The sequence below is a fragment of the Blattabacteriaceae bacterium genome, from assembly GCA_036390115.1.
Classification (GTDB): Bacteria; Bacteroidota; Bacteroidia; order Flavobacteriales; family Blattabacteriaceae; genus DASQPV01.
In genome coordinates this window covers 1-15,655 of the sequence record DASWCM010000006.1, presented here as the reverse complement: position 1 = coordinate 15,655, position 15,655 = coordinate 1, and the positions used below count along the sequence as shown (strand labels likewise).

The following is a 15,655-nucleotide window of genomic DNA, read 5'->3' as shown; positions in this document are numbered from 1 at the left end:
ATCTTTGTACAAAAAAAATACCATAAATTGCTCTAAGCCTTGGGCTGTGAGGGACATATCTTCAAAAAGCTATTCAATAAATCAAAGAAGAGATATACAAAGAATAGATAATAGTATTTTATCTAAATTCTGCGCCTAATTTTTTTAGAAATTTATCTTGGAATTTTTCCATTGTATCATTAATTAGACTGTTTGTCAAAGTTTTCCTTTCATCTCCCATGTAAAATCTTAAAGCATAAGATTTTTTACCTTTTGGTACTTGTTCTCCTTTATAAACATCAAAAACCTCTATTTTCTTAATAAGGTTTTTTTCCTCTGATCTAACAACTTGAATAACTTCTTCAAAAGAAATTCTATGGTCTATAAAGAAAGACAAATCTCTTTTTGCTAATGGATATTTTGTAGGTTTTTTGAAGAAAACTCTTCTTTTCTTCAGAAGTAGCATAAAATTTTTCCAAAAAAATTCTGAATAAAAAACTTTTAAATGTACTTTTTTCACTAAGTGCTTATTGACTTTACCGATTTCTACTATAGGAAGTTCTTTTTTTTTTATTAAAATACTTTTATCAAAAAATAAATGATCTGAAATAATCATCTGGGTTAAGTTCTTATACAGCCCCCCCATCTTAAGTATTTGTTCGACAATTCCTTTCATTAGAGAAAAAGAATAATCAATATTTCTTCCAGCAAAAAGAAGCCCAAGTCTTGGTTCTTCTAAATATTTATTTTTTTCTTTTTTATAAATTTTCCCCCATTCAAAAAATTTTAAGTTCATATTTTTTCTGCCAAAGTTATTGGCAAGATTTTCAATAAGACCAAATAATAGAGATAAGCGCATTATAGAAATATCTTTATTCAAAGGGTTCGCAATTTTTATCACTCCTTTCTTTTCCATGTACTTTGAAGTTTCATTTTTTGTAAAAGACAGGTTTATACTTTCGTAAAAACCATGTGAAATTAATAATTTAGAAACATTCCCTTCAATATCTTTTGAAAGATCTTTTATTGATATTGAAAAATTTTTTTTTTCAGAATTTGGAATACGATTATATCCATAAATACGAAGGATTTCTTCTATAAGATCTTCTTCAGATCGAAGATGTAAACGATAAGGTGGAATTGAAAGATTCCATAAATTTCCACATTCTGAAAGAATTTGTATTTCTAGAAGTTTTAAAATTTTTTTTGTTTCTTTTTCAGAAAGTTTACCCCCAATAATAGAATTTATTTTTTTAGGTCGAAAAATAACTTCAAAGTTAGGGACAATATACGGATTTATATCAATAATTTCTGACGAAATTTTTCCTTTTCCAAATTCCTGTATCATTAAAGCAGCTCTTAAAAGAGCGTAAACAGTATTCTCTGGATCTACTCCTCGTTCAAAGCGAAAAGAATATTCAGTATTTAATCCGTGTTTTTTAGTACTTTTACGAATACTTATTGGATCAAAATAAGCACTCTCAATAAAGATATTTTGACTTCTAGGTCCCACAGAATAATGGGCACTTTCAAGTATTCCAGCAATACATATAGGAGTTTGTCTATCAAAAATGACTAAGTCATCTGGATCCAATTTTTTTATAGATCCATCAAACGTTTCGAATAAGACCTTTTTTTTGGGGTTTTTAATCCTAATCTTTCTACTTTTTATTCGGTCTGCATCAAAGGCTTGTAGTGGTTGTCCTATTTCATGCATTACAAAATTTGTAATATCAATAATATTGTTAATAGGAATTGATCCAATAGATTTCAAATAATTCTGCATCCATTTTGGAGAGGAAGTTACTTTTATTTCGGTAAATACCATACCAGAATATCGGAAACATTTTCTTTCTTCTTCCAAGAAAACGCTGAAATCATATTTTTTATCCATTTTCCAATCAATTATTGGAGGTTTTATTAATTTAACTTTAAATCCTCTAAATGTTAAAGCAATATAAAGATCTCTAGCTATTCCGTAATGGCTCATTGCGTAAAAGCAATTAGGGGTAAATTCAATTTCTATATTTTCATTTTCTTCGATTCTTTCCACATATAATCCAATGGAAGTTAAAACTTCTGATATTTTTTGAATATCTAAACTACTTTTTAGATAATTTTTTAGCCATTTATAAGATATTTTCATCATAAATGATTAATTAATCAAAAGGATTTAGGTAAATAAGAATAACGAGCATAAGTTAAAAAACCTGCTCTATTTGGTTCAGTAATATCAATACTTGATCTTTTTATATCAGAAATTTGTAGCTTAGGCGTTTAAATTACTTCAATATGAAAAACATAAATCTTCTATTTTTAAAGAATAATTTTGATTTTTGAAATTGATATTTCTGATTATATTTAGTACCTTTATACTAGAAGAGTCAGCATTTTGTTAGCTTTCTAGCATTTTTTCCTTCTTATTTTTCTGGGCTAATCGTTTAAATTTAAGGAGCTTTTAATAGTAGCGTGAGGTGGTATCGAACCACCGACCTCCAGGTTATGAATCTGACGCTCTACCATCTGAGCTACCACGCCATTTATTAAATATTCAATAATTTAAAAAATTATTATATATTTATTAAAAATATAAAATTATATTATTATAGAATCAAAAATTATTTATTTTTTTATACCCTACATGTTTTTATCCAAAATTGCTAGTAAAAAGATGATAGCCGATGTAGCTTAGTTGGTAAAGCACGTGATTTGTAATCTCGGTGTCGAGGGTTCGATACCTTCCATCGGCTCATTTGGGGAGGTACTCAAGTGGCTAACGAGGGTAGACTGTAAATCTATTGACAACATCTTCGCAGGTTCGAATCCTGCTCTCCCTATGCGGGAGTAGCTCAGATGGTAGAGCGTCAACCTTCCAAGTTGAAAGTTGCGGGTTCAATTCCCGTCTCCCGCTCTGTATAGCCGATGTAGCTCAGATGGTAGAGCGCTTTCTTGGTAAGAAAGCGGGCACGGGTTCAATTCCCGTCATTGGCTTAATAAAGATTCTATTATGGCAAAGGAAATTTTTAAACGAAATAAGCCAAATTTTACTACAGGGGGCATAGGACATGTAGATCATGGAAAATCCACAACGGCAACTGCTATTACTGTGGTTTTAGCTGAAGAAGGATTAGCGCAAGCAAAGAGTTTTGAAGAAATTGATAACGCTCCAGAAGAAAAAGCTAGAGGAATTACGATAAATACGACTCATATAGAATTCGAAACAAAAAAACGTCATTATACTCATGTAGATTGCCCAGGTCATGCAGATTATATAAAGAATATGGTGACAGGTGCAGCTCAAATGGATGGAGCAATACTTGTAGTATCAGCTACTGATGGCCCAATGCCTCAAACAAGAGAGCATATATTGCTTGCTCGTCAAGTTGGAGTTCCTGCAATTATTCCTTTTATCAATAAAACAGACATGGTAAATGATCCAGAAATTCTGGAATTGGTAGAAATGGAAATACGAGAATTGTTATCCAGATATGATTATGATGGAGATAATGTACCAATAATTAAAGGATCTGCTTTAGGCGCTCTTAATGGAGATCCTAAATGGAAAGAAAAAATTTGGGAACTTGTTCAGTCAGTTGATGATTACATGCCTGAACCAGTTAGAAACATAGATAAACCTTTCTTGTTGCCTGTAGAAGATGTATTTACTATAACAGGAAGGGGCACAGTATGTACTGGAAGAGTGGAAAACGGCATCTGTAAAATAGGGGATTCCGTAGAGATTATTGGTTTGAATGCAGAAAAATTATCTACTACAGTTACAGGAATAGAAATGCATAGAAAAATTCTAGAAAATGCTCAAGCTGGAGATAATGTAGGGCTCCTATTACGTGGAGTAAATAAAGAACAAGTTTGTCGTGGAATGGTTTTAACAGCACCTGGATCTATAACACCTCATTGCCTATTCATCGCAGAAGTTTATATTCTTACCAAAGAAGAAGGTGGGCGTCATACTCCATTTCATAACAATTATAGACCTCAATTTTATTTTAGAACAACGGATGTTACTGGAGAAGTAACTCTACCCAAAGGAGTAGAAATGGTTCTGCCTGGGGATAATCTCTCAATTGAGGTAAGATTACACCATACTGTTGCACTAAATGAAGGACTTAGATTTGCTATACGGGAAGGTGGCCGTACTGTGGGAGCTGGACAGGTAACAAAAATTTTGAAATAGTTAATAACGGGTGTAGCTTAGTTGGTAAAGCTCCAGTCTCCAAAACTGGAAAACGTAAGTTCGAATCTTGCCACCCGTGCATTTATTCCATCTTTTATGAGAAAAATAAAAAACTTCATATTAGGAATATATGAAGAATTCATCGAAAATGTAACTTTGCCAAAATGGAATAAATTATATTATTTTGTTTTAAAAATATCTATTTATACAATTTTTTTCTCTTTTATCTTACATTTTATAGATGAAATATTTATCTGGATTCTCCAAAAACTTTTTTAACAAAAATGACTTTTAAAAAAGTAATAAAAAGGCTTAGGATAGAAAAAATAATTGGAGGATCAGCGAATCCTTCTCCTCCAGTTGGGCCTATTTTGGGAAGTTCTGGAGTGAATATAATGGAATTTTGTAAACAATTCAATTGTCGTACTAAAGAGAGAAAAGGACAAATATGTCCTGTCGTAATTTTTATTTATGATGATAAATCTTTTGATTTTGTAATAAAAAAACCTCCAGTATCACTGCTTCTAAAAGAAGCAGTAAAACTTAAGAAAGGCTCTAAAGAGCCTAATAGGTTTAAAATAGGGGAAATTGACTGGAATAAAGTAAAAAAAATTGCAGAAATAAAAATGTCTGATTTAAATTGTTTTACACTTAAATCAGCTATGTCTATGATAAAAGGTACAGCTAGATCCATGGGGATTGATATAAACTAAAACGTGAAAAAGATATCTAAAAAGCAAAAGGAAATCCGTAAAAAGATAGATTTTTATAAGCAATATAATCTTGAAGAAGCATCTAAATTAGTTAAAAAAACGTCTTTTGTGAGATTTAATGCTTCAGTCGATCTATCCGTTCGTTTAGTTTTTGATACAAAAAAAACTAATCATATGATTAGTGGAGTTGTTTTTTTACCCAATGGCAAAGGAAAGAGAATAGTTATATTAGCCTTGGTTCCTCCAGAAAAAAACAAGGAAGCTAAAGAATCTGGAGCTGATTATGTAGGTTTAGAAGAATACCTCTCTAAAATTAGAGAAGGATGGGTAGATTTCGATATAATTGTCACAGTTCCATCCCTTATGCCCAAGTTAGGAATATTGGGGCGAATTCTTGGACCTAGGGGGTTAATGCCAAATACTAAGTCAGGAACTGTGACACTTTATCCTGGAAAGGCTATTAGAGAAATAAAATCTGGAAAAATAGATTTCCTATCAGATAGATATGGAATAGTTAATGCAAGCATTGGAAAAGTTTCTTTTTCTCCTAAAGAAATTCAAGAGAATGCGCAAGCATTAATTCACACTTTAAATAGTTTGAAACCCATAAAGAGTATTTATTTATCAAATACGATGGGGCCAGGAATATCGATAGATCCAAAAAAGATATAATGACAAGAAAGAAAAAAAAAGAGTTAATAGAATCGTTGGAAACGATTTTTTCTGAAAAAAAATCTATTTATCTGGTAGATATTTCTGGATTAAATGCTAAAGAAGTTTTTCATTTAAGAAAAAGCTTACTTGAGGCTCAAGGAAAGATACAGTTCGTAAAAAATACCTTACTAAAAAAAGCGATGAAAAAAAATTTTCATCCGTTTTATAATCTACTTAAGGGAGGAACAGCTTTGATTACGGCTGAACCTGGGAATAAAACAATAAGAATAATGAAAAATTTTCGTACCAAACTTTTTTTAAAAGGGGCGTATGTGGAGGAATCCTTTTTTATTGGAGATGAAAATTTTGAAGTATTGGCTAACATTAAATCCAGGGAGGAATTACTCAAAGAAGCCCTTCATTTTTTACAAACCCCTTTAAAAAGCTTACTTTCTATCCTACAATCTGGAGTATCTCGTATTCTTCATTTTCTAGATAGCACATTTAGTTTAAAAAATTAAATAATGGAAGAAATAGATAAATTAGCAGAAAAATTAGTAAATTTAACCGTAAAAGAGGTAAATGAATTGATCAATTTTTTAAAAAAAAAATATGGGATTGAACCTGCAAACTACGTTTTTCCAGGAACTTCCTCAGAAAAAAAAGTTGACCAAAAAGTGGTGGAAAAATCTGTTTTCGATATAGTAATTAAATCAATTGGGGTTTCCAAGCTAAAATTGATAAAATTAGTTAAAGAAATTACTGGAAAAACCCTAACAGAATCTAAGGATTTAGTGGAATCTGCTCCAAATGGAGTTGTCAAAAATGACGTAGGCAAAGAAGAAGCTGAAAAAATAAAAAAGAAGCTTGAAGAAGCTGGAGCTGAAGTATTATTCCTATAATTATGAAAAACATTTTTAGAAAAAATAATATGGAAAGGAGTAGTTTCTCTTCAGTAAAAAAAAACGTAGAATATCCAGACTTTCTTAGGATTAAGCTGGAATCATACCAAAAATTGTTCCAATTAAATCCTACCCCCTTAAATAGGAAAAATGAAGTTTTGTATAAAGTATTTACGGAAATTTTTCCTATTTCGGATAGAAAAAATAATTACGTTTTGGAATTTTTAGATTATTCTATAGATCCTCCTCTATTTTCTATAAAAGAGTGTATTGAAAGAGGGATTACATACAGTGTATCATTAAAAGCTAAGCTAAAATTATACCGTACGGATATTGAAAAATATTTCGAAACAATTTGTCAGGAAGTTTATGTAGGAACCTTTCCCTACATGACACCAACTGGATCTTTTATTTTTAACGGATCTGAAAGAATTATTGTTTCACAACTACATCGTTCTCCAGGAATTTTTTTTGGAAAATCTTATCATTCAAATGGAAAACAGTTATATACTGCAAGGGTTATTCCATTAAAGGGATTATGGATAGAATTTTCTACTGACATTAATAACGTTCTATATGCTTATATTGATAGAAAGAAAAAACTCCCTATTACAACACTTTTACGTTCATTTGGATATGAAAAAGATAAAGACATATTGGAGTTATTTCATTTAGCTGAAAATTTCCAAATAACCAATTCGAATATTCATAAAATTCTTAATAGAATTCTTGCTTCTCGTCTATTGAAAACCTGGTATGAGTCTTTTGTTTCCGAAGATACTGGAGAGTTATTTTATGTAGAGCGCAATGAAATAATTTTGGAGAGAAATACTCTAATAGAACAAGAACATATTGATAAAATTCTAGAAATGGGGATTAGTAGCGTTATTCTATATAGAGTAGATAAAAAGGATTATTCTATAATTTATAATACTCTTCAAAGAGATCAGACTTCTTCTAAAAAAGAAGCTTTGAAATACTTATATAAGCAGTTAAAGAACTCTGAACCTACGGATGAAGAAACTGCTCTTAGTGTTATAGAAAAGCTTTTCTTTTCAAGATATTCTTTAGGAGCTGTTGGAAGAGATAGGCTAAATAGACGTTTAAAGGTAAATATTGATCGAAATTGCCATATTCTTACAAAAGAGGATATTATTGCCATAATCCATTATTTAAATGATTTATTTAACTCTAAAAGAGAAATAGATGATGTAGATCATCTTTCTAATCGGAGAGTAAGAACTACAGGGGAACAACTTGATCATTTATTTAGGATTGTGCTTCCTATAAGCACAATAGGAATTAGAGAAAAAATGAATCTTCTAGATAAGGAGGGGTTTACTCCCACAGAGCTAATCAATCCTAAAATTTTTTCGTCGAAAATTAACGCTTTTTTTGGAACCAATCCACTTTCTCAGTTAATGGATCAAACTAATATTCTATCTGAGATGACTCATAAAAGAAGATTATCCTCTCTAGGCCCTGGAGGATTATCTAGAGAACGAGCTGGGTTTGAAGTCAGGGACGTTAACTACTCTCAGTATGCACGTTTATGCCCAATAGAGAGTCCTGAAGGACCAAATATAGGGCTAATATCCTCCCTTTCTACTTTCGCTAAAGTCAATGACATGGGATTTATAGAAACTCTATATTGGAGGGTTGTAGATGGAAAAGTAAATTTTTTGGAAAAACCAGCTTCCTTGGAAGCTGAAGAAGAATACGGAAAAGTAATTGCTCAAGTAAAGACTCCGATAAATTCTTATGGTTGTATTACTTCTGATATAGTTTTTTCTAGAAAAAATGGGGATTTTATTAAAGTAAAACCAGAAGAGGTAAATTACATGGATATTGCTTCAAATCAAATTGCTTCAATATCAGCTTCACTTATTCCATTTATTGAACACAATGATGCTAATAGAGCTTTAATGGGATCTAATATGATGAGACAAGCCGTTCCTTTGTTAAAACCTAAAGCCCCTATTGTTGGAACTGGAATAGAAAAAGATGTGGTCAAAGATTCTCGTGTGTTTATTAGGGCTGAAAAAGATGGAATTATTGAATATGTTGACGCAAATCAAATTCACATTCGTTATGAACAAAGTGAAGAAGAAAAATTCGTACTTTTTGATCCAGATCCAGAAGTAAAAATATATAACCTCATTAAATTTAGAAAAACTAATCAAAATACTTGTATAACGATAAAACCTTTAGTTAAGAGTGGAATGAAAGTAAAAAAAGGAGAAATACTTTGTAGTGGATATTCCACTGATAAGAAAGAATTAGCTTTAGGTCGGAATTTAAAAGTGGCTTTCATGCCTTTTAAAGGATATAATTTTGAAGATGCTATCGTAATTTCTGAAAAGGTAGTTAGGGAAGATTGGTTTACGTCAATTCATATTGAGGAATATTCCTTAGAATTAAGAGATACTAGATCTGGAATGGAAGAATTCACCAGTTACCTGCCTAATGTACACGAATATATGATAAAAAATCTAGATGAAAATGGAATTATACGAATTGGCGCTGAAGTAAAACCAGGTTATATTCTGGTTGGAAAGATAACCCCTAAAATAGGATCTGATTATTCTTCTTCCCCAGAAAGAAAACTTCTTAGAATAATTTTCGGAGAAAAGTCCGTATCTGTTAAAGATACTTCTTTAAGAGCAGACCAAACTCTAGATGGAGTGGTAATTGATACCAAACTTTTTTATAGTAAAAATCCAAATAATAAATCTATTGATTGGGAGAAAAAAGAAGTAAAAAATATTGAAATAAAATATAAAAATTATTTCTCTAAATTGAGAGATAAACTCATTCAAAAACTTTTAGTTTTAGTGAATAATGAAATTTCTCAAGGAGTTTCCGAGTTATTTGAAAGAGGAAAAGAAATCTTTCCATTTGGAAAAAACTTTTCCCAAGATCTATTAAATAGTATACAGGAATATTCGTCCATAAAGGAAAATTGGACATTTGATGAAAAGAAAAATTCACTAATAGAAAAAATTTTGCATAATTACAGAATAAAAATGATAGATTTGCACAAAAATTTTAAAAAGGAAAAAATTTCTATTATTTTAGGGGATGAATTACCTTCTGGAATTAGAGAAGTTGCTAAAATTTCTATTGCTAAAAAGAGAAAATTGAAAGTAGGGGATAAAATGTCAGGAAGGCATGGGAACAAAGGGGTGGTTGCTTATATTGTTCGAGATGAAGATATGCCTTTCTTAGAAGATGGCAGTAAGGTTGACATGGTTTTAAACCCGTTAGGAGTTCCATCTAGAATGAATATAGGGCAAATATATGAAACTATTTTAGGATGGGCAGGAGATAAATTAGGAATAAAGTTTTCTTCTCCTATTTTCGAAGGAGCTAACCTGGAGAAAATTAATAAATGTACAGATCAAGCAGGAATTCCACGTTTGGGAAAAGTTCATCTTTTTGATGGAGAAACTGGAGAAAGATTTGACCAAACTATAACTGTTGGGGTTATTTACATGCTTAAACTTGGTCATATGGTGGATGATAAAATGCACGCAAGGTCAATTGGACCTTATTCCCTTATTACCCAGCAACCTTTGGGTGGAAAAGCTCAATTAGGAGGACAGAGATTTGGTGAAATGGAAGTTTGGGCTCTTGAAGCTTTTGGAGCTAGTAATATTTTACACGAAATGCTTACAGTTAAATCGGATGATATTCCTGGTCGTTCAAAGACTTATGAATCTATTGTTAAAGGTGAAGAAATTCCAGACCCAGGTATTCCTGAATCTTTTAAAGTAGTATGTAATGAGCTTAAAGGATTAGGTTTTAATGTTTCTTTTGACGAAGATGAAAATAAATAAAAAATTCAGAAGTATTACTATTGGGCTCGCATCTACAGAATCTATTTTACAAGAATCCAATGGTGAAGTTCTTAAACCTGAAACTATTAATTATCGCACTCATAAACCTGAAATTGGAGGGTTGTTCTGCGAAAAAATTTTCGGGCCTATTAATAATTATGAATGTTATTGCGGGAGGTATAAAAGGATTAGATTTAAAGGAATTACCTGTGAGAGATGTGGAGTAGAAGTTACTGAAAATAAGGTTCGTAGGGAACGAATTGGACACATTAATTTAGTTGTTCCAGTTGTTCATATATGGTTTTTCAGATCTTCGCCCAACAAAATTGGAAATTTACTTGGGCTGCCCTCAAAAAAGGTAGATATGATCATATATTATGAACGTTATTTGGTCATAAATCCTGGAATTGCGAAAAGACTTGATGGCACCCCTGTAAAATATTTAGATCTTCTAACTGAAGAAGAATATTTATCTATTTTAGAAAATTTACCACTAGAAAATAAATATTTAGAAGATGGCAATACTGAAAAGTTTATTGCTAAAATGGGAGCTGAATCTTTAAAAGATCTGCTAATTCGTTTAGATATTGACTCTATATACCAAAAACTGCGTAGTAAAATATATCAGAAACCTGAAAGTAGTCGTAAAGAAATCTTAAAACGCTTGCAGCTTATGGAAGCTTTTATTGAAGGAAAAAATAAAGGATCAGATCCATCTTGGATGGTTATTGAAAAAGTGGTAGTTATTCCACCTGATTTACGGCCTATTCTTCCTTTAGAAGGTGGACGTTATGCAACATCTGATTTAATTGACCTTTATAGACGTTTAATAATTAGAAACAATAGGTTAAAACGTCTTATAGAAATGGAGGCTCCAGAAGTGATTATTAGAAACGAAAAAAGAATGTTACAGGAGGCTGCAGATGCACTTTTCGATAATTCTAAGAAAGTTTATTCTATGAAATCTGAAGCAAATAGACCTTTTAAATCTATTTCGGATTCTTTGAAAGGAAAACAAGGAAGATTTAGACAAAATCTTTTAGGAAAGCGTGTAGATTATTCTGCTCGTTCTGTTATTGTCGTTGGGCCTAAACTTAAGTTGCATGAATGTGGACTTCCCAAAGAAATTGCAGCAGAACTTTATAAACCTTTCCTAATTAGTAAAATTATAGAAAGAGGAATCGTTAAAACAGTAAAATCAGCAAAAAAAGTTATAGATCAAAGATTACCATTTATATGGGAAATTTTAGAAAATGTCATAAAAGGACATCCTGTTTTGCTTAATAGGGCTCCTACTTTGCACAGATTAGGGATTCAGGCGTTCCAGCCCCTTCTTTTAGAAGGAAGGGCAATATTACTGCATCCTTTAGTTTGTGCAGCTTTTAATGCTGATTTTGATGGAGATCAAATGGCAGTACATTTACCATTATCCCCTGGAGCTATATTAGAAGCTCAATTAATTATGCTATCTTCTCAGAATATTTTGAATCCATCGAATGGAGACCCAATTACGGTTCCTTCTCAAGATATGATTTTGGGTCTCTATTTTATGACTAAAATAGCTCCGTCTGTACGAAAACTGAAAGGAAATGGTTGGATATTTTCTTCACCTGAAGAAGTTCAAATTGCTTATGATAATAAAATAATCGATTTACATGCTTCTATCAGAGTTAAGGTTTGTAAAGATTTTGTAGAAACTACTACGGGAAGAGTATTATTTAATAAAATCATTCCCAATAACGTAGGATTCGTTAATGAATTGTTGACAAAGAAATCTTTACGAGATATAATAGGAAAAATTCTAAAGAGAACTGATGTTTCTACCACATCTAAATTTTTAGATGAAATTAAAGAACTTGGTTTTTATCATTCTTTTAAGGGAGGATTATCTTTTAGTTTAGGAGATGTCATTATTCCAGAAGATAAAGAGAAAATAATGAAAAAAGCCTTATCTAAAGTAGATGAAATAAAAAAAAATTATAACATGGGATTTATTTCAAACAATGAACGTTATCATAAGGTGATAGATGTTTGGAGTAATGCTAACTCAATTCTGACCGAGAGGGTAAGAAAAAAAATGAAAGAGGATCAACATGGATTTAATAACGTTTATATGATGCTTGATTCTGGGGCTAGAGGATCTACTGAACAGATTAGACAAATTTTCGGTATGCGAGGTTTAATGACTAAACCTCAAAAAAGTGGATCTAAAAATAGAGAAATTATAGAAAATCCCATTATATCAAATTTTTTAGGAGGTTTGTCAATTTGGGAATACTTTATCTCAACACATGGAGCTAGAAAAGGATTAGCTGATACCGCTTTAAAAACAGCAGAAGCTGGATATATCACCCGTAAATTAGTAGATGTAGCTCAAGATGTTCTAATTAAAGAAAAAGATTGCCATACTCTAATGGGTATAAAAATTTACGCTTTAAAAAAAAACGAGGAAATTATTGAACCGTTGTCTTCTAGAATTTTAGGTAGAATTTCACTAAATGATGTTTATGATCCTAAAAGGAATATTTTATTAGTTTATTCTGGAGAAATTATTAGCGAAGAATCTGCTCTAAAAATAGAAAAATCTGGAATTGACTCTCTTAATGTAAGATCCCCTTTAACTTGTGATTCTAAAGAAGGAATATGCGCTAAATGTTATGGGTGCGATCTTTCTAATGGAGAAATTGTAAAAGTTGGTGAATCAGTTGGGGTTATTGCCGCTCAGTCTATTGGAGAACCTGGAACGCAACTAACATTGCGAACCTTTCATGTTGGAGGTTCGGTCTTAAATATTTCTGAAGCCTCTAAAATTTATGCAAGAGGTGCAGGTGTTGTGGAATTTTTAGATATTCAAACTGTAGAATATAAAAAGGAATCGGGGGCTAAAAAATTAGTCGTAATATCTCGTTCCTCTGAGTTAAGGATTATTGATAAAAATGGAGAAGTGATTATGTCCAATAATATTCCATACGGATCTAATTTATATGTTAATCATGGAGACCAAATCAAGAAAGGAACAAAAATATGCAGTTGGGATCCATATAACGAAGTTATTATTTCGGAAATATCTGGAACGGTATTTTATGATTGCATAGAACCTGGATTGACCTATAATGTAGAATGTGATGAACAGACTGGGTTTAAAGAAAAAGTAATTGCTGAATTTTCAGAATTCAGCCAAAAAAACATCATTCCATCTTTGAAAATTGTAGGCGATAAAGGAGAAGAATTAAAAGTTTATAACTTACCTAGAGGTGCTCATCTACAGGTAAACAATGGAGATAAAATTAAACAAGGTAAAATATTAGTTAAAGTTCCCAGTACTTCCTCTAAATTAAGTGATATAACAGGAGGATTCCCTCGTTTATCAGAAATGTTTGAGGCTAGAAATCCTTCTAATTCAGCTGTAATCTCTGAGATAGATGGCTTGGTAAGGGTTGGGGAAATCAATAAAGGATATAGAGAAATTAGGATTTTATCTAATACTGGAGTAGTAAAAAAATATATCATTAAACTATCCAAACAAATTTTGGTTCAGAATAATGACTCTGTAAAAGCTGGAGATCCTTTATCAGATGGAGATATTTCTGTAAATGATATTCTAAAGATTTTGGGATCTAGAGCCGTTCAAAAATATTTAGTACAAGAAATTAAAGAGGTATATCGATTACAAGGGGTTCAAATTAATGACAAACATTTTGAAATCATTGTACGACAAATGATGCGGAAAGTAGAAATTATAAATTCAGGGGATACAAAATTTATCGAGGGAAGTATAGAATATAAGGATGATTTAATTGAAGAAAATGAAAAAATTTTAAAAATGAAAATTGTTGTAGATTCAGGAGATTCAGAATTATTTAAAGTTGGTCAGTTGATTTACTATTATGAATTGCAAGAAGAAAATAAGTATTTAATACTACAAAAGAAAAAGGTTCTTAAAACTAGAAGGGCAATGCTTGCATTGGCAAAACCAATATTGCAAGGAGTTACCCGAGCTTCTTTACAAAAGAAATCGTTTATTTCTGCTGCTTCTTTTCAAGAAACAACAAAAGTTTTATGTGAAGCAGCGGTACGTTGCAAAACTGATCATTTGAAGGGGCTAAAGGAGAATGTTATTGTGGGAAATAAACCACCTACTGGAACTGGTATTTACCCTTAATAGGGTCTAAGCCGTAATAAGAAAGATCCAGTTTTCCATAATTCGCTTTCACTTAGTTCTTTTAATTCTTTCTTTAAAAGATTCCTATAATTAGGAATACTATTGGCTTTTATAACTCTTTGTGCTTCGTTTCCATTTATAACTGATTGGTATAACTCTTTAAAAATTGGCAAAGTTACATCTCTAAATTTTTTCCACCAATCTAGAGCTCCTCTTTGTGCAGTTGTAGAGCAATTTGCATACATCCCATCCATTCCATTCTCTCCAATTAATGGAACGAGACTCTGTGTAAACTCTTCCACCGTTTCATTAAATGCTTCTGAAGGAGAATGTCCATTTTCACGCAGTACTTGATATTGTGCAGCAAAAATTCCTTGAATGGCTCCCATTAAAGTACCTCTTTCCCCTGTTAAATCTGAATACACTTCCTTCTTAAAACTTGTCTCAAATAAGTATCCAGAACCTATGGAAATCCCTATTGCTAAAGTTTTCTCTAAAGCTCTTCCACTATAATCTTGATAAATAGCATAACTAGCATTGATTCCTTTTCCATCAAGAAAAAGATTTCTTACACTAGTTCCAGATCCCTTTGGAGCTACCATGAAAATATCAATATCTTTTGGGGGGAGAATGTTAGTTTGATCTTGAAAGGTTAAACCAAATCCATGAGAGAAATATAGGGATTTGCCTTTTTTTAAATATTTTTTAATTTTTGGCCATGTAGAAATTTGGCCAGCATCTGACAATAAAAACATTAATATAGTCCCTTTTTCTGCTGCTTCTTCTAAAGTAAATAAGGTTTCTCCATCTACCCATCCATCTTGTATGGCTTTTTCCCAAGAAACGGAGTTACATCGTTGCCCAATAATAACAGATAGACCATTATCTCTTAAATTAAGTGCTTGTCCTGGGCCTTGTACCCCATATCCTAAAATAGATATGGTTTCATTTTTCAATATTTCTTTGGCTTTAGTCAAGGAAAATTCTTTTCTAGTTATGATATTCTCTTCTATAGAGCCAAATTTTATTTTCATTTTTATCATAATTATGATCTCTGATCCTTTTTAAGGCATTAAGGAGCTCAGGCCATATTACTCTGCTAGGAAAGTATTTTATGGATCTTCTCATATTTTTCTAGATGCTAACGAAAATCCGATAGGTGAGGTATATCACCGTTATCCGAATCCTTTTCAAGTAGAACTTAAGAAAGA

9 protein-coding genes and 6 tRNA genes are annotated in these 15,655 nt (G+C 31.6%); 12 read left to right on the top strand and 3 right to left on the bottom strand.

Features of this window, described 5'->3' with window-relative positions; all coding sequences use genetic code 11:
* Window positions 1–118: 118 nt before the first annotated feature.
* Both pheT and VF849_01660 read right to left on the bottom strand, forming a co-directional pair.
* Complete coding sequence (pheT, locus tag VF849_01665; GenBank protein ID HEX9232729.1) at window positions 119–2,128, bottom strand: phenylalanine--tRNA ligase subunit beta; 2,010 nt, start codon at window positions 2,126–2,128, stop codon at window positions 119–121.
* A gap of 316 nt (window positions 2,129–2,444) precedes the next feature.
* A tRNA-Met gene (locus tag VF849_01660) sits at window positions 2,445–2,517 on the bottom strand.
* A gap of 139 nt (window positions 2,518–2,656) precedes the next feature.
* On the opposite strand from VF849_01660, the gene VF849_01655 reads away from it, so the two are divergent.
* The 12 genes from VF849_01655 to rpoC all read left to right on the top strand — a co-directional run bounded on the left by VF849_01655 (window position 2,657) and on the right by rpoC (window position 14,444).
* Window positions 2,657–2,729: transfer RNA gene (locus tag VF849_01655), tRNA-Thr, on the top strand.
* 5 nt (window positions 2,730–2,734) lie between these two features.
* Window positions 2,735–2,816: transfer RNA gene (locus tag VF849_01650), tRNA-Tyr, on the top strand.
* 1 nt (window position 2,817) lies between these two features.
* Window positions 2,818–2,890: transfer RNA gene (locus VF849_01645), tRNA-Gly, on the top strand.
* Between the two features lie 7 nt (window positions 2,891–2,897).
* Window positions 2,898–2,970: transfer RNA gene (locus VF849_01640), tRNA-Thr, on the top strand.
* A gap of 16 nt (window positions 2,971–2,986) precedes the next feature.
* A complete protein-coding gene (gene tuf / locus VF849_01635) occupies window positions 2,987–4,174 on the top strand; it encodes an elongation factor Tu (GenBank protein HEX9232728.1) in 1,188 nt (395 codons plus the stop codon).
* Between the two features lie 6 nt (window positions 4,175–4,180).
* Window positions 4,181–4,253 (top strand) — tRNA-Trp (locus VF849_01630).
* 205 nt (window positions 4,254–4,458) lie between these two features.
* A complete protein-coding gene (gene rplK, locus VF849_01625; GenBank protein ID HEX9232727.1) occupies window positions 4,459–4,887 on the top strand; it encodes a 50S ribosomal protein L11 in 429 nt (142 codons plus the stop codon).
* A 3-nt stretch (window positions 4,888–4,890) separates the two neighbouring features.
* Window positions 4,891–5,559 carry a 50S ribosomal protein L1 gene (rplA, locus tag VF849_01620; protein HEX9232726.1) on the top strand — a complete coding sequence of 223 codons (669 nt, stop codon included), beginning with the start codon at window positions 4,891–4,893 and terminating at the stop codon, window positions 5,557–5,559.
* On the top strand, window positions 5,559–6,062 hold the full coding sequence (rplJ, locus tag VF849_01615) for a 50S ribosomal protein L10 (protein HEX9232725.1): 504 nt from the start codon (window positions 5,559–5,561) through the stop codon (window positions 6,060–6,062). The genes rplA and rplJ overlap by 1 nt, the downstream gene beginning before the upstream one ends.
* Before the next feature lie 3 nt (window positions 6,063–6,065).
* Window positions 6,066–6,443, top strand: a complete 378-nt coding sequence (rplL, locus tag VF849_01610) for a 50S ribosomal protein L7/L12 (GenBank protein HEX9232724.1) — start codon at window positions 6,066–6,068, stop codon at window positions 6,441–6,443.
* A 2-nt stretch (window positions 6,444–6,445) separates the two neighbouring features.
* Complete coding sequence (rpoB, locus tag VF849_01605) at window positions 6,446–10,282, top strand: DNA-directed RNA polymerase subunit beta (GenBank protein ID HEX9232723.1); 3,837 nt, start codon at window positions 6,446–6,448, stop codon at window positions 10,280–10,282.
* A complete protein-coding gene (gene rpoC, locus VF849_01600; protein HEX9232722.1) occupies window positions 10,269–14,444 on the top strand; it encodes a DNA-directed RNA polymerase subunit beta' in 4,176 nt (1,391 codons plus the stop codon). Before rpoB ends, rpoC begins: the two co-directional genes overlap by 14 nt.
* Here rpoC and ilvC read toward each other — a convergent pair.
* Window positions 14,441–15,478 carry a ketol-acid reductoisomerase gene (gene ilvC / locus VF849_01595; GenBank protein ID HEX9232721.1) on the bottom strand — a complete coding sequence of 346 codons (1,038 nt, stop codon included), beginning with the start codon at window positions 15,476–15,478 and terminating at the stop codon, window positions 14,441–14,443. The two genes, rpoC and ilvC, sit on opposite strands and share 4 nt — an antisense overlap.
* Between the last annotated feature and the right edge of the window lie 177 nt (window positions 15,479–15,655).